The organism is Sulfitobacter aestuariivivens (assembly GCF_014763045.1).
GTDB classification, from domain to species: Bacteria; Pseudomonadota; Alphaproteobacteria; order Rhodobacterales; family Rhodobacteraceae; genus Sulfitobacter; species Sulfitobacter aestuariivivens.
In genome coordinates, this window is the sequence record NZ_JACTAG010000006.1 from 21424 (window position 1) to 37187 (window position 15764).

Below are 15764 nucleotides of genomic sequence, written 5' to 3' on the forward strand. Positions count from 1 at the left end.
GGTTATCTGCGCTCCTGTGCGTCACGGATTTCGGCGTCGGTTTCTTCCTGCGCACCGCGCACACCGGCAATCTCATGTGCCGCCGTCAAGTCGCGGCGCAGCAACGCGCGGATGTTTTCTGCGATCAGAATTGCCGTTACTGCCCCGAATATCCAAAGACCCGCCGCCCAAAACCCATGGGGGATCCAACGCGGGATCTGCATCTGACTGTTTGAAACAGCACCTGTGCGCCAGGAATTCCCAAACAGACCTGTCGCAAACCAAGCAAGGAAAACAGCAAAAGCGAACAAAGAAACCAGCGCGAGTAGATCAAGGGCTGCCTGTCCCGCCCGCGGCAATTGCGCGTGCAGGATGTCAATACGCACGTGAGCGCGTCGAACAATCGCCAAAGAGCACCCCCACGTGACCGTAATCGCCAGGACGTAGCCAGCCACCTCGTCGGCATTCACAACACTGATCCCCAACAGCTTGCGACTGACCACTTCGATCGCAATCATGGCAACCGACACCAAAAGCGCCACACCGCAGATGCGCGCCATCCATGTGGAAACACGTTCAGCAAACTTATACACGGTGTATCCAGATGCCCCACATTGGCTTGAGGGTCGACTGCGCAGCACGGACCGCGCAGCCGGTGTTCAAGTCAGGCACCGACCCTATTCAATTGACATACCCGCAACCGATCCGACGGATGCGTTCCAGGTCGCGACACATTCCGCGCCGCACTGTTCGCCCCAATTCGCAAGCACCACATCGCGCAGGATTTTGTCTCGCAACGCGATATCAGCCTCGCTAACCGCGACACGGGTCATGCTGCCGGGATTGTCACGGGTGCACGCCGCTTCACCTGCATTGCAGGCAAAGCCTTCTGCAGTTTCGCGACCCGCGCCTTCCCATACCTCGTTTTCAAAGGCCGTGAATTGTTCGGTCAGGAAACTACGAACGCTGTCATCCAGACTATCCCAGAGCGCACCATTGGCGACCAGAACCACGGGCGACCAAGCGATAGGCAACTCATAAATATGCGTGGCGACCTCGTTCCAACGGGCGTTGAAACCCGACATTGATCCGGTGATTGCACAGTCAATAACCCCAGTTTGCAACCCTTGCACCACTTCGCCGAAGCTCATGGAAACGGCCGTTGCACCAAGTGCATCGACGAAATCCCCAATGGCAGAGCCAGATGCGCGGATCTTGCGCCCGTCCAGATCCGACAGACCCGACAATGCGTCGCGGCAATAAACCACCTGGGCCGAATAAGGATATACGCCCAGCAACTCAACGCCATAAGCTGTGCGATACTCTTCGGCCATCACCGGTTTCCAAGCGTCGGAAATGGCGCGCGCAGTCGCAATATCCGAAGCAAGGCCAGGCAGATCGTTGCCACCGTTCAGTGCATTGTCACCGATCAGATAGCCCATCGGCGTCTCGGCAAACTGAAGTGTGCCCTGCTCAACAAGACGAATGATTTCCGAGCCATCCATTCCCAATTCGTTGAACGGGCGGATTTCGGCCGTAATCGCACCACCCGAGAGTTCGGGCAGCGTCTTTGTGAAAAACGGTTGTGTGAAGTCGGTATACATCGACACCATACCCCAAGAGCCGACAACATTCAGTTTGGTTTCGGGCAAGTCCTGGGCGACCAGTGGGGCCGCGGTCAGAACAAGGGCGAGTGCAGATAGACTTGGCAGTTTCATTTCATTCACTCCTTGAGAAGACATAGTCCAAGGCTATGAAATCCACGCAATCGAATCCAATTGTCGTTTTTACTCAATCACAATCGTTTTTTTCGATCCTTATGGCACCCATTCCTGCGCGATCCGGGCAGCAATTTCCGCTGCTTCGCGTGCCAGTTCGTTGCCCGGTTCAGTGCGATAGGAGGCCGTGAAGAAGAGCGGACTGAGACCGATGGGGGTTTGGATTTCAGCTAGTTTCCCAGCCTTGATAAAGTCGTCCGCATAAATCCGCGGCGCTGTACAAACCGCCAGCCTCGCCCGCGCAATCGCAACACTGGCCCCCAAGGCATTGGACGAAAACAGTCGGGGGGTCCGAATACCCGCAAGACGCAGGCTCTCCACTAGCTCGATATAGGGGCGCGAATTCGTCGCATAGCTGAGGATTGGATGAGCAGCCAGTGCCTCAACCGTCACCTCGCTCAAAGCGGCAAGTGGGTGATCGGGTGCAACGGCCCAAATCATTGGTAATTCCAGCAATGGCACATTGGCAATCAGCGCATGCGAGACAGGCCCCATCAAGAGTGCCAAATCAAGTCCCCGTTCCACCAGTTGATCCCGTTGAAAGCCGGTGTTGTTGACGATGATCTCTACGCTTGAGTTAGGGTATTGCGCGGAAAATGCGCCGATGAACCCGGGCAGGATGGTCGAGGCGAGCGTTTCGGAAACGCCCAGACGTAAGGTGCCTTCACGGTAGGGGTCAACACCAACAGCCCGCGACATGCGATCCATGCTCGCGATCACTTCGGTGGCGTGGGTCAGCAGTTCGCGCCCCTTTGGGGTAAGCGCAACGGAATTTGAACTCCGCGCGAATAATTCTGCGCCCAGATCACGCTCAAGCCCGGCAATCCGGGCCGACACGGTGGATTGCGTCGTGTTCAGTTGGCTGGCAACTTTTCCAAAGTGCCGCAGATGCGCCAGTGCGATAAAGGTTTCGAGCGTGATCCGCTTCATGACGCGATATTCAGAATTTCGCCGTACGTCGCAGGCACATCACAAACGAGCATCTTGCCCGGACTATGAGTAATCGCAAAGGGCAGACGTGCGCGCCTCAGCGCCGCCTGAGGCGTGACCCCACATGCCCAGAAAACTGGAACGCCCGTTCCAACCGGCGGATCGCCGTAGTCTGGTTGCTCAATATCCAAAATTCCAATTTCAGCAGGATCACCCACATGGACAGGCGCTCCATGGCATTGCGGAAATCGGCGTGAAATCTCAACAACTTCATTCAGACGGTCCTGCAGAAATCGCCGCAAGGAAACAACCATGGTCCCGCCAAAAACGCCAGCGCGGGTCAGGGCTATAGTGCTATCATACATGGGGACGTTTCGCCCTTGCGTAACATGCGGCACCTCGATGCCTGCTGCCGCCACCGCCGCATCAAAACCAAACGAACAACCAAGGGCAAAAGCAACAAGATCGTCGCGCCAAAGGGTCGTGATATTGATCGGTTCATCGGTGATTGCGCCGTTTTCCCAAACCCGGTAGCCGGGCAAATCTGTGCGCACATCTATATCTGGCCCCAGAACCGGAAGTCTCGGGTCGCCAGGTGCGGACACGGCCAACAACGGGCATGGACGCGGATTGGCATCACAAAACGCTCTGAAGGTCTCCGCTTGTTCGGACGGAAGAATGACCATGTTCACCTGCATCCGCCCTGGCGCACAGCGTGACGTGGGCGCGGTAAATTCACCGCTGCGAATCCGCGCGCGCACTGCACATAAGTCGCCTTCATCGAAGGGGGTATCAAGCGTCATGGCCAGCTTTCACGGGTAGGACTTGTTCACGCTACACCTAAAGAAAGTCATAGAGGAACCCGTGTGTGAGTGAAAATCTCTCATCCGGAACGTCGAATTTTTGAATTGCCTTCATCAAATTGGCTTGTGCAGTCTGGCGGGGAACGCGCCCCTTGAAAGACGCATGATGGCACGCAGAACAAGAAACCGGACCACCGTGGCAACGGCGTCTGTTGCCGTCCCCCCGCAAGGGGGCCGTTTCCGTCCTTTGGACACGGGTGGCGTGATCCGGATCATTCAGGCTGCAATTGACATTCTAGCGAATACAGGGATCGGAGAATGCCCGGCGGACCTCGCCCGGCGTATGGTCGAAGCGGGCGCCTCCCGGCGCGCCGATGGCCGTATTTGCTTTCCCCAAGCCATGGTTGAAACCGCCATCGCGCGTGCGGCGCAACGTGTCAACCTGCCGGGATATGTCGAAGACCGGGGGCTGACGATTGGCGGAGGCTCTGTCCACATCGGTACAGGCGGGGCCGCTACCGAGATTCTCGACAGCTCGACGGGCAGTTTTCGCGGAGCGCAGCTTGGTGACCTCTATGATCTGATGCGCCTTGTCGGACAGCTGCCCAATATACATTACGGCCTGCGCCCGGTGATCGCGCGTGACATGGACCAACCGTTTTTGCTGGACATGAACACCGGATTTGCCTGTCTCAAGGCCTGCGACAAACCCATCGGCATCAGCTTTGACAGTGCCGCTCATATGGATCCGGTCGTGTCTATGTTCGACTTGGCACTCGGTCGCGAGGGCGGTTTTCGCGCACAGCCTTTCTGCTTTGGCGTGATCGTGCATGCTGTGTCTCCGCTGCGCTATGCGCCTGAAGGGCTTGAGATCATGCAACGCGCGATGGCACATCGCATGCCTTTGCAAATCTGCACAGCCGCGCAGGCGGGCGCCACAAGCCCGGTCACCCTGGCAGGAGCATTGGCCCAGGGCCTCGCTGAGACACTCGCCGGTCTGATGGTCGTGGATGTGATTGAGTCGGGATATCCTTGCATCTTTGCCTTCATGCCGTTCATCTCGGACCTTCGCACCGGTGCCATGACTGGCGGATCGGGAGAGGCGGCCGTCGCCGCCGCCGCTGCCGCCCAACTGCTGCTGCACCTTGGTCTGCCATCGACCGCCTCTGCCGGGATGACCGATGCCAAGACACCCGATGCCCAGGCGGGATATGAAAAGGGCTACACCGTTGCTCTTTCGGCTCAGGCGGGAGCGGATATGATTAACCTAAGCGTTGGCATGCTTGGTTCGATCATGGCTGCATCACGCGAAGCACTGGTCATCGACGACGACATGTGTGGTGCCATTCTGCGCACTGTCCGCGGGGTGGAGATGACCAACACCGCGATTGACCTTGATCGGATCGAAGCGGTCGCAACGGGCGCGGGCCATTACCTGGGCGAGGCGCAAACGCTGGAATTGATGAAAACCGAATACGTATACCCAAGCATCGGCAACCGGCAAAGCATTTCTGACTGGATGGACGCCGGGTCGCGCACGGTCTGGGATGTCGCCAAGGACCGTACCGCGGCATTGCTGGCCGAACAGCCAAGCCACCTGCCCGCCGCGCGGGAAGCGGCAATCCGCGCCGCTTTTGATATTCGCCTGCCTGAAGAAAGTTGAGACGATGAAAGACACTGCTCGCGTTGTTGTGATCGGCGGAGGGGCCGTTGGCACTTCGATCCTGTACCATCTGGCCTTGGCCGGGGTGACCGATACGCTGCTGCTGGAACGAGATGAGCTTACCTCTGGTTCAACCTGGCATGCAGCAGGCAACATCCCGACATATGCAACTTCCTGGCTGGGGATGCGCGCTGGCAATTATGGCTGGTCGCTCTACAAGGATCTGGCCGAAAAGGTAGATAGCGCCATTACCTACCGCCATACGCAAGCGTTCTGGCCCGCTCATTCAGAGGCGCGGATGGATTTGTTTCGTCACCTGTGCGGCGTGTCAGCCAGTGCGGGGTTCGATCTGGCGATGCTGACCCCATCCGAGATGAATGACATGCACCCGTTCTGGCATCCGGATGACACTGTGCTGGGCGGCATTCTTGATCCTTACGAGGGCGATATAGACCCCAGCCAACTGACCTTGGCTCTTGCAAAGGGCGCACGCGATCTGGGCGCGCAAATCGAGCGCTTTGCCCCGGTGTCAGGGATCGAACGCCTTACCTCGGGCGAGTGGAACGTGACCTGCGCCAAGGGGAGCGTCCGGGCCGAGATCGTGATCAACGCAGGTGGTTTTTATGGGGGCAAAATTGCCGAGATGGCCGGTCTCTATGCCCCCGTCATAACGCTAGAGCACCAGTATCTCGTGACCGAGCCGCTCCAGGCGCTTGAAAAGCATCCCGACCTTTTCCCGTTGGTGCGCGACCCCGACATCCGGTTTTACCTGCGCCGCGAACGCAACGCGTTTCTTGTCGGCTCATACGCGCATGACGGGCGTCCCGCCTGGCAAAAAGATGGGCCGCCCGATGACTTTGCGCATCAGCTTTTCCCCGACAGTGTGGAGGATATTCTCGACGTGTTGGAAGCGACGATGGCCCATGTCCCGCTGTTGGGCGAGGCAGGTGCGCAGCGATTTGTGAACGGCCCCATCGCATATGCGCCTGACGCGCTGCCATTGGTTGGTCCGGCGGCGGGCGCGCCGAATTTCTATCACGCCACCGGCGTACAGGTCGGCATCACCCATTCTGCGGCGATTGGCAAAGCGATGGCTGAATGGATCACCGAGGGCGAAACTGAATGGGATCTCGCGGCCTGGGACCCGCGCCGTTTTGGCGATTGGGCCACGCAGGATTATGCCCATGCACGCGCGTCGCAACACTACGATCTGCAATACGCTATTCCCTATCCACACCGGAACATGCAGCGCGGACGCCCGGTACAAACAACGCCACTTTACGAGCGCCTGAAAGCGGACGGCGCGGTCATGGGCCAGATCGGCGGGTGGGAACGCGCCTTCTGGTTCCAGACTGAGACTATCAAAGACGGCGGTGATGCAGATTTGTCGTTCCATCACGAACCCTGGCAGGACGCTGTGGCGCTGGAATGTAAGACGATCGCGAACAGCGTCGGCGTGATGGATCACGGCGGCTTCACGAAGTACGATCTGCAGGGCCCGCGCGCTGAGGCTTTTCTGTCCAAACTCGTCTGCGGCGGCATCCCGAAAACGGGTCGGGTGCGCCTTAGCTACATGCTGACCCCAAAGGGGCATATCCGGTCCGAGGCCACAGTCGCACGACTGGCGGAGGATCGGTTCCTACTTTGCGGCCCAACATTGGCCGATCTGAGGGATTTCGACTGGCTGAAGGCCCATCTTCCAAAGGATGGCGTTAGCCTGCGCCGCGGCCACACTCATGATGCGGCTTTGATGGTCATGGGCCCGAAATCCCGTGACGTTTTGCAACCGCTGACCAATGCCGATCTGTCCGCAGAAGCGGCTCCCTGGCTCTCGGTCGCTGAAATCACGCTGGCCGGTGTGCCCCTTATCGCGATGCGGGTGTCCTATGTGGGTGAGTTGGGGTGGGAACTTCATCTACCCTCAGATCATCTTGTCGATGTCTATGAGGCGATCATGACCAATGTCGGGAAAGTCGAAGGTTGCCAGTTCGGGTCATTTGCACTGAACGCGATGCGGATCGAAAAGGGTTATCACGGCTGGGGTGCTGATTTCGGGACGGAGTACACGCTTTTTGATGCGGGTTTGGACCGTTTCGCCAATATGAAGAAAGGTAATTTTGTGGGGCGAGACTCGGTGCTGGCACAATCTCAGACCAGTGCCGCGTGGGAATGGGTGGGGCTTGAAATAACGGACACCGCACCTGAGCCGATGCCATCGGTCCCGATCGTGAAAAATAACACTGTAATTGGCTACGTAACCTCGGCCAGCCATGGTTACCGAACGGGAAAGAACCTCGTGCTAGGCTATGTGGAAAGCGGCACTCTACGCGAGGCCGAGAGCTGTGCGGTGCGAGTGCTGGGCAAAGACCGCACCGCGATTCGTCACAACCCCCACGTCTATGATCCTGAAAACGTTCGCATGAAATGCTGACCAGGTCGGAAACTGCCATTAACTCAGCGAAAAACGCCCCCAAGCCCGATGCCGTAACCACCACTGAGAGCCACCATAAGCGTGTTCAAGGAACTGAGATCTACGGCGATTACAACGATCAAGTTGCTGAGGGGGATCCCATTATCTTTAAAGCGTTCGCGTAACCGAGAGGTAGGGTTTTGCGGGTCGCGTGGCTTGTCCCAATTAACCGGTCCTCCAAAGTCTTCTCATGTCTCTTTCATAGCGTGTCGCATCCGCGCACGGTGCGACGCACATCCACAAGGGCCCCCGATTGGCGTACGACTTGTCTGGCCAATGCGCATCCTTGCAAAATGCCTTGCTCCAAATCGTTTTGCCCCAGGATCTCTGCCAACACACCTGCGTTGAAACTATCCCCCGCGGCCGTTGTATCTATCGCATCATCGGCCGCTTCTACTGCGACCTCACCATAGGTTCCGTGATCAAAATACGTCACCGACTGATCGCTGTTCTTAACGATGATGCGATCTGCGCCTGCCTGCTTGTAACGATCAAGAGTCGCACGCGGGCTCGCATCCCCAAACCATTCGGCTTCGTCTTCAAAAGAGGGCATGATGATGTCTGCAAAGCCCGCCGCGTGCATGATTGTGTCGATCATGTCCTGCGAATTGGTCCACAACCGGGGCCGCAGGTTTGTGTCGAAGGCAATGACCCTGCCCTTTTGGCGCATGCGGCGCAGGCTAGAAAAAAGGGACTTGCGCGATTGCTCATCCAGAATAGCCAGCGTGATACCCGAAAAATAGATCAGATCCGCACTATCCATTGCGCGCTTCAACGCCGCAGGATCTTGTGCCAGTTGCCGCGCGGCAGATTGACCCCGCCAGTAGGTAAAGCTGCGCTCGCCGTTGTGGATATGGATTTGGTAAAGGCCAATTGTCCTGTCCCGAATGACCCGGACATGTTTGTCGCAAATTCCGCTTTTTCGCATAAAGTGCCGCATGCGTTCTGAGTTGTCATCGTCACCCACGGCGGTCATGTAACTGACCTGAATTCCCGGGGCTATTTTGGCGAGATACCACGCCGTGTTAAATGTGTCGCCCGCAAATCCCAGCCTGAATTCTCCCGGCGTCTTGGTCGGAGACAGCTCTGCCATGCATTCGCCGATAGAAAGAACTCTCATGACAGCAATACGAAATTGTCACGGCGCGGCGTGCCGCAATCAACGCGTTTACCAGCATCAAGACTGATGCAGCCGACTGTCATGTTGGATGCCAGGACAATACCTGCCGAGTGACATGCGTCGCTGCTGGCACGATTGGATAATCAGACACATTCGCCTCCTTTTGCTCTCAAGAGAATAACATGCCGCCGTTAATGTCGATGTTTGTGCCGGTCAGAAATGCGCTGTCATCGCTGGCCAAAAACAGCACAAGATTGGCCGCGTCATCCACGTGCCCCTGACGTTTGAGCGGGGCGTTCGCCTCAAACCCACGCCGACCTGCGTCCGGAGTATGCACATTATGAAAATCCGTGTCGATCATGCCCGGGCACAATGCATTGACGCGAATGTGCGGGCCGACTTCTTTGGCCAATCCCCGCGTCATGGTCATCACAGCGCCTTTGGATGTTGCATAGGCCACCGCGCCTGGTCCTCCACCATCACGGCCTGCCTGACTGGCGAGGTTAACGATTGCACCAGAGGTCATGTGCTCAAGGCAGGCTTTTGTCATCAAAAACGTGCTTGTCAGGTTCAGTGTCATCACGGCGTTCCAATGCTCAAGCTTCATCTCGGCGATGGTTTTGCGAGCAATGAGGCCGCCTGCGTTGTTGACAAGAATATCCACACCGCCAAACTCTGAGACCGCTGCAGCGACAAGGGTCTCCACATCCGCCTGGTTGTTTAGATCGCCCTGCACTGCGATCGCCTTGCCACCCATTGCATCGATTTCAGCAACGGCTTGGTCTGCACCGGTCGAACTTGAGAAATAGTTTATTGCGACTTTCGCACCTTCAGAGGCCAGTTTGATCGCCACGGCCCGACCGATATCGCGCCCCCCACCGGTGACGATGGCCGTTTTACCTGCAAGTTTCATGTCGAACCTTCCTAAATGCGAGACTTCGATGTCGCGTTTGGTGTGTTGTATGCGGACGGTGTGTAAACACGCCGCATCTAAGGAAATGCTCCCGGCATCAGTTGTTTGGGGAGCCAGAGAATGAGTTCGGGGTAGGCCGCCAGCAAAACCAGGATGACCAGCATCGGAGCAAGGATGATGATGACCTCGCGCAGGACTTGCACCACGTTGAGCCCGCCTATCGCCGCCGAGATCAAAAGGCATAATCCATAGGGCGGTGTTACCAGGCCAAATGCCAACGAGACGATCCCGATGATCGCGAATGCTATCGGGTCAACACCACCCGCAGCAGCAACAGGCATCAAGACCGTGCCCAGAATGATGATCGTTGGGATGGCGTCGATGAAGAGGCCAAAAATCAGGAACAAAGCCGCGATCAAAAGGGCTGTTCCGAAGGGGCCGAATTCCCAAGCGGTCAACATGCTTACGATGAGGCGCGGCGCGTTGTAAAAGGACAAGAGCCACCCAAATGCGGAGGCCGTGCCGATGGCGAATAAAGAAATCGCAGCAAACCGGGCGGTATCGTAAAGGATACCGCCGAGGTCTTTGGGCGTAACCGTTCTGTACACGAACATGCCAAGAACAAGTGCATATGCGGCGGCGATGATTGCGCTTTCGGTCGGTGTAACGAGGCCGCCTACGATCCCGCCGATCACAAAAACAGGCGTCAAAAGGGCAAGGGCTGCGCCTTTCCAGGCGGCCCAGAAATCCGTCCAGTTGGGCGTGGCGGTCACTGGATAGTTGCGGGCTTTTGCAAAGCCATACACGGTGGCCATTAGGGCAAGGCCAATCATCAGACCTGGCAGCGCTCCGCCGAGGAATAGCGCACCAACGGATACCTGCATCACGCCCCCCCAAACGATCATCAGGATCGAAGGCGGAATGATTACACCCATAACCGAAGAACACGCCGTGATCGCGACAGCAAACCGCGTGTCGTAGCCTTCTTTTTCCATCGCGGGGATCAGGATCTTGCCGATGCCAGCAGCATCCGCCGTGGACGATCCGGAAATACCGGCAAACAACATGGATACCGCCACGTTCACATGACCAAGGCCACCGGGCATCCATCCGGTCAACACCCGCGCGAGTTCAATCAAGCGGTCCGTGACCTTGCCGGAATTCATCAGATTGGCTGCCAATAGAAAAAACGGCACAGCCAATAGGATGAATGAGTTATAGGATTGGAACATCCTGTCGAGCACGATGAACGGCGTCAGGCGCACTTCGAGCAGCACAACAGGAATGGTAGCAAGACCCAAGGCAAAGGCGACGGGAATGCGAATGAAGATCAGCACCAAAAACCCGACGATAAGCAATGTTGCGGCGGTGGCCGTTTCAAGGATCATGCGTTCGCGTTCTTGTGGCCAAGAAATACCGAAATTTCCTGAGATAAACGGTAGCCTGACAACAACAGCCAAAGGCCACCTGCGATCGGGACAGAGATATGGGTGATCATCAGGTTGGCACGCATCATCACCGACCTCTGCTTGCCACCAAATTCGGCGTATTCAATTCCATAAAACAGGAACAATGCACCAAAAATCATGATGGCCAAATGAACCACGCCGTTCTGCATAAGGACCGAAAGCGGAGATTTGAAATCACGCGTGATGCGGACATCAAAATGCGTGCCGTCCCAGACAGCAACGATCGATCCGATCATGACGATCCAGATGAACAGAAACGTGGCCAACTCTTCGGTCCACAGGAATGAGGGAATGATGCCAGTGTAACGCGACAAGACCTGCATCGCGACGGGGATGAACAAAGCGCCCATCAGGACGCCCAGCAAAATGCGCAGCCCAAAGCAGAATTGATCAAGGAGTTTTCCAAGCATGGGGCGCCCTAAGTTGCCAAAAATGTGCGTCACGATTGAAGCAGGTGAGCAAAGCGCTTTGCGCCCCGCCCACCTGCTGAAAGCTTACATGCCGCGCACGTTTTCCAAAAGCTCGGTCGCCCCAAGCTCTTCGGCGTAGGCATCCTGAACTGGCTGAACCAGCTCAAGCATCTTCTCACGACCATCAAACTCATGGATCACGATCTGGCCTGCGTCTGCCATTTCCTGAAGGATTTCACCGTCAGCACCGCTTTCAAGGGCACGACCAAAGGCGCCAGCCTCAGCACCCGCAGTCATGATTGCGGCCTGCAAATCGGCATCCAGTTCATCAAAGATCGCAGCCGACATCACGATCGGGCGGACCGTGATAGTGTGCTGCGTCAGGGAAATGTGAGGCGCGACTTCATAGAACTTGAGGTTCTGAATAGAGGCGGCTTCGTTCTCGAACCCAGCAATCACACCCGTCTGGATCGCATTATAGACCTCGTTGTATGCAATTGCGGCAGGTGCCGCACCAACTGCATCAAATGTCTGGGCCTGAATGGGTGCCCCCATGACACGCATGCGGTGGTCTGCCAGTTCTTCCATGTTTGTAATCGGCTCAGCGGAGGCAAGGTTGCGTACACCGCCGCCGTGGTAGCCAACAATCACAATCCCTGCCGCTTCGCGCAGATCCGCCTCGAGCGGTGCAAACGCGTCAGAGCTTAGCACCGCATTCCAGTGATCCAGATCACGGAACAGAAACGGCATATCCATCAACGGGATGCTCTCGGAAAACACAGCCATGTTGGATGGCGCGAGGATCGTATAGTCAACGGCGACACCTTGGTTCAGATAGGTGACGTAATCGGATTCGACACCGAGTTCCCCGTTCAAACGAAGGTCAAAGGAGACTTCGCCGTCGTAGTTTTCAGCCACCAGGCGTTCAAACTCTCGCAGAGTCTTTGTGAAGGAGTGCTCCTCATCGAACATGCTTGCACCACGCAGTGTGACATCTGCACTCGCAAAGGAAACACTTCCCAGCAAGACGGCCGTAGCGGCCATAGTCTTAATCGAAAAATTGAACATTATATCCTCCCAGATCAGGTTCAAATTTTGTGACAGCCTTGTTTGGCCGACCTTTTGCCCAAGCCCCTTCAAATGCTTGCCTGCCTAAGCCTGGCACCACCACCGGTGGGCGGGCGTGTCAGCGCGGCCAGCTTTCAGATCACTGCTTCGGGTCTGGCGCTAACTCAACACATAAACTTGGATACTAGTCAACAATTAATATTTTTCGATATAGTATTATGTAGATAGTCCACGCTTCTTTTCCGAATCTGTCGTCTAGTAGCCAAAATTTGACTGTCATTATTGATCGATTTCTGGCAAAGTCCTCTCAACTTAGAACTGGAAGCTCGATGATGGCCGTACAAGAAACACTCGAACGCACGACGGGCAGCGACGTTGTTTTTGACAAGCTCTATGAACAGATCACGCAGCTCGAGTTGCTACCGGGGACTAAGATTTCCGAGACGGAAATTGCCAAGACTTTCGGATATTCGCGCCAACCCGTCCGCGAGGCATTTACAAGGTTGGCCAAGCTCAACCTTTTGTTGATACGTCCGCAGCGGGCGACTGTTGTCCGTCCCTTTTCACGCAAACTGATTGCCAACGCGCGGTTTGTGCGCGCGGCAATTGAGCTTGAGGTCGTGCGCGCCGCCGCACGGGATCGCGACCTGTCGCTGGATGGGCCGCTCAAGGCCAACCTAAGAAAACAATCCGATGCAATTGGGGCTGGCAAGACAGAGCAGTTTCATCAGCTCGATTACGAATTTCACAGGCTGTTGTGTGCGTCAGCAAAACAATCATTCGCCTTCGCAATCATTGCTGAAAACAAGGCGCAGGTAGACCGCCTTTGCATGCTTGCCTTGACCAGCAAAGACGCGATGAATGTCTTATACAAGGATCACGAGCAGCTTCTTGAGGCCTTGATGCGTGGCGACGAACAAGCCGCAGATGCCGTCCTGCGGATCCATCTTGACCGCCTGACACCAACGATCGACGCGATCTACACAACCCATCAAGCGTACTTCGACGAATAGGACCCTGTGATGCGCCTCTTGTTTTTGGCTCTTGTTGCTTTGACCGCTGTCTTGCACCTCTACATTGCCTGGTTCGAAATCTTTGCGTGGACAAGTCGCGGCCCAGTCGTTTTTGATACCTTGCCTGCTGAATTGTTTGAGCCGACATGGCAGCTTGCGGCGAACCAAGGCGTCTACAACGCATTCTTGGCAATCGGTTTGATTTGGTCTTTGCTGATCAGGGACACTGTGTGGCAACGGCGCATTGCCTTTTGCTTTCTTGGATTTGTATTCATTGCCGGCGTCGCGGCCGCGATGACCGTGTCTTTGCGACCAGGGATTTTTCAGATGGTTCCATCGGGCTTGGCCTTGATCTTGCTGGCCGTGAACTCGAGAATGTCTGGGAAATAGCCCAATGCACACGCCGCAGCGCGAACCCAACCAAATATCACAACCCATAGGAATGGCAGATTACCGTCGGGCAACGCACCAAATTTAGGTAACTGGGGTCAATTGAGGGTCTGCTTTCTCGTTAGTGATGTCAGACAGATGCGAACCATTGCCTGCCAGGGCAATGAAGCTGTTCTTTATGCCGTGCCGGGACCGCATCACTTAGCAAGAACAGCGGTTCGTTCTAGCCTGAATTCGGTCCGGGGGAAGAGCGTGCGTTTCAGGTTGGAATGGTTGTGAACGGATGCATGAACAACAAGGAGTTTCAGTAAGCTTCGCACGCTGCTGACTCGTTGGATTGCCCGTTCTCGTCGTCGAAACGGCAGGTGCTCGTTTTCGGGCCGTTTGCACATCCAGCTGCCATTTTCCTGCTTGTCGCCCATGCCGCGGCACACGTTCGGAGCTTGTCGGCCAGCAATGTATATGGGCGACCGCAGCGCTTGATTGATTTCTGGAAGAAACTCAACCCTGCTTTGCGATCCAGACTCTCAGGGAAGAAACTTGCGAGAACTTCGCCTTCATGATCAACGGCTCGCCAAAGGTAATGTAGTTCGCGATTGATCAGCAGGTAAGTCTCGGCCAAATGCCATTCCCTGGGCTTTGTTGCACAAAACCTGTGAGGATCGGACTTCCCCTTTCCCCGGACGGATTTAGCCCACGGCTTCCGTGATGGGAATGCCAAGGGCGGTATAGCGGCTAAGGACTGCGATACGGATTTGGATCTCTGCAACCTGCCGATCAAAGTCTCTCGCCATAAGGCTTTTCCCCATCAGCTTCACACAGTGCATCTTGGTCTCGACACGGCTTCTTCAGTGGTATCCGCTCCATTGTCGCCAAATGGCTCGGCCCAAGTATCGTGTAGCGTTGACCGCTTCGTTTCGGGCGATGGCTCCGGCGCTGGTGGGTTTCCACGGCTTGGCGTTCTTACGCGGCGGAATGATAGCGCGGGCATTCCGGGCGGCAATCGCGTCATGGCATTTGCGCGTATCATAGGCCCCATCGCCGGTTACTGATCCGATGTCTTGGTCGTTGGGGATTTGGTTCAGCAACTCAGGCAACATGGGCGCGTCACCGATGTTGCTGGTGGAAACCTCGACCGCTCGAACCTCCAACGTTTCCTCATCGATCCCTATGTGTATCTTGCGCCAGATCCGTCGCTTGGGACCGCCATGCTTGCGGGCGTTCCATTCGCCTTCACCCTCGGCTTTGATGGCTGTGCTATCAACCAAAAGGTTCAGCGGGCCGGTGCCGCCACGATACGGCAAGTCCACGTTCAGCGTCCTCTGGCGGCGGCACAGTGTACTGAAATCGGGAACTGCCCAGTCCAGCCCGACCAACTGCAACAAGCTTTCCACAAAGCCTGTGGTCTGTCGGAGCGGCAGGCCAAACAGCACCTTGATCGTCAGGCAGGTTTGGATCGCGGCATCGCTAAAGCTGTGTCGTCGACCGCGCTTGCCGCTCGGTGGCGGAACCCAGACCATTCCAGGGTCAAACCAAATCGACAGCGACCCTCGCCGTCTCAACGCATCATTGTAAGATGACCAATTCCTGGTCTTGTATTTCGTGGGTGCCCAACTGCTCATGAACTACAGCTATCACGCTGAATTCACACAGTGAATCCCTCAACCGATTTGTGCAACAAAGCCCCGGGAGTCCGTACATATCTACACTTAGGACCGCGCCGGTTTCAGCGAGTAACGGTACCTGTCTCCCCTTACC

At 56.3% G+C, this 15764-nt stretch carries 14 protein-coding genes and 1 pseudogene; 4 read left to right on the forward strand and 11 right to left on the reverse strand.

Features of this window, described 5'->3' with window-relative positions; translation table 11 throughout:
* Positions 1-2 precede the first annotated feature (2 nt).
* From H9Q16_RS20180 to H9Q16_RS20195, 4 genes are all read right to left on the reverse strand, one after another.
* Positions 3-572 (reverse strand): TRAP transporter small permease subunit, encoded by a 570-nt coding sequence (locus tag H9Q16_RS20180; protein ID WP_191077286.1) that lies wholly within the window; start codon positions 570-572, stop codon positions 3-5.
* A gap of 84 nt (positions 573-656) precedes the next feature.
* Positions 657-1697 carry a TRAP transporter substrate-binding protein gene (locus tag H9Q16_RS20185; RefSeq protein ID WP_191077287.1) on the reverse strand — a complete coding sequence of 347 codons (1041 nt, stop codon included), beginning with the start codon at positions 1695-1697 and terminating at the stop codon, positions 657-659.
* 99 nt (positions 1698-1796) lie between these two features.
* Complete coding sequence (locus H9Q16_RS20190) at positions 1797-2687, reverse strand: LysR family transcriptional regulator (RefSeq protein ID WP_191077288.1); 891 nt, start codon at positions 2685-2687, stop codon at positions 1797-1799.
* Positions 2684-3490, reverse strand: a complete 807-nt coding sequence (locus H9Q16_RS20195; protein WP_191077289.1) for a putative hydro-lyase — start codon at positions 3488-3490, stop codon at positions 2684-2686. Before H9Q16_RS20195 ends, H9Q16_RS20190 begins: the two co-directional genes overlap by 4 nt.
* Positions 3491-3656: 166 nt before the next feature.
* On the opposite strand from H9Q16_RS20195, the gene H9Q16_RS20200 reads away from it, so the two are divergent.
* Both H9Q16_RS20200 and H9Q16_RS20205 read left to right on the forward strand, forming a co-directional pair.
* Positions 3657-5153 carry a trimethylamine methyltransferase family protein gene (locus tag H9Q16_RS20200; protein WP_191077290.1) on the forward strand — a complete coding sequence of 499 codons (1497 nt, stop codon included), beginning with the start codon at positions 3657-3659 and terminating at the stop codon, positions 5151-5153.
* Positions 5154-5157: 4 nt separating this feature from the next.
* Entirely contained in the window at positions 5158-7584 is a 2427-nt protein-coding gene (locus tag H9Q16_RS20205) for a GcvT family protein (protein WP_191077291.1), read from the forward strand.
* 238 nt (positions 7585-7822) lie between these two features.
* Here the strand turns inward: H9Q16_RS20205 and H9Q16_RS20210 are convergent, their stop codons facing one another.
* From H9Q16_RS20210 to H9Q16_RS20230, 5 genes are all read right to left on the reverse strand, one after another.
* Positions 7823-8743, reverse strand: coding sequence for a sugar kinase (locus H9Q16_RS20210; RefSeq protein WP_191077292.1), 921 nt, complete (start codon positions 8741-8743; stop codon positions 7823-7825).
* 169 nt (positions 8744-8912) lie between these two features.
* Entirely contained in the window at positions 8913-9656 is a 744-nt protein-coding gene (locus tag H9Q16_RS20215) for a 3-oxoacyl-ACP reductase family protein (protein ID WP_191077293.1), read from the reverse strand.
* 77 nt (positions 9657-9733) lie between these two features.
* Positions 9734-11044 carry a TRAP transporter large permease gene (locus tag H9Q16_RS20220; RefSeq protein WP_191077294.1) on the reverse strand — a complete coding sequence of 437 codons (1311 nt, stop codon included), beginning with the start codon at positions 11042-11044 and terminating at the stop codon, positions 9734-9736.
* Positions 11041-11535: a TRAP transporter small permease gene (locus H9Q16_RS20225; RefSeq protein WP_191077295.1), complete on the reverse strand. Its 495-nt coding sequence runs from the start codon at positions 11533-11535 to the stop codon at positions 11041-11043. Before H9Q16_RS20225 ends, H9Q16_RS20220 begins: the two co-directional genes overlap by 4 nt.
* Positions 11536-11619: 84 nt before the next feature.
* On the reverse strand, positions 11620-12507 hold the full coding sequence (locus tag H9Q16_RS20230) for a TRAP transporter substrate-binding protein (protein WP_246455901.1): 888 nt from the start codon (positions 12505-12507) through the stop codon (positions 11620-11622).
* A gap of 425 nt (positions 12508-12932) precedes the next feature.
* Here H9Q16_RS20230 and H9Q16_RS20235 point away from each other — a divergent pair, with 425 nt between their 5' ends.
* Together H9Q16_RS20235 and H9Q16_RS20240 are read left to right on the forward strand one after the other, a co-directional pair.
* Positions 12933-13616 carry a GntR family transcriptional regulator gene (locus H9Q16_RS20235; RefSeq protein WP_191077297.1) on the forward strand — a complete coding sequence of 228 codons (684 nt, stop codon included), beginning with the start codon at positions 12933-12935 and terminating at the stop codon, positions 13614-13616.
* Positions 13617-13625: 9 nt separating this feature from the next.
* Positions 13626-14006 (forward strand): DUF1304 domain-containing protein, encoded by a 381-nt coding sequence (locus tag H9Q16_RS20240; RefSeq protein ID WP_191077298.1) that lies wholly within the window; start codon positions 13626-13628, stop codon positions 14004-14006.
* Positions 14007-14310: 304 nt separating this feature from the next.
* Here the strand turns inward: H9Q16_RS20240 and H9Q16_RS20245 are convergent, their stop codons facing one another.
* Both H9Q16_RS20245 and H9Q16_RS20250 read right to left on the reverse strand, forming a co-directional pair.
* Positions 14311-14628, reverse strand: a complete 318-nt coding sequence (locus H9Q16_RS20245) for a DDE-type integrase/transposase/recombinase (RefSeq protein ID WP_191077299.1) — start codon at positions 14626-14628, stop codon at positions 14311-14313.
* A gap of 67 nt (positions 14629-14695) precedes the next feature.
* Positions 14696-15628 (reverse strand): annotated as a pseudogene (locus tag H9Q16_RS20250) (IS5 family transposase).
* Positions 15629-15764: the final 136 nt, after the last annotated feature.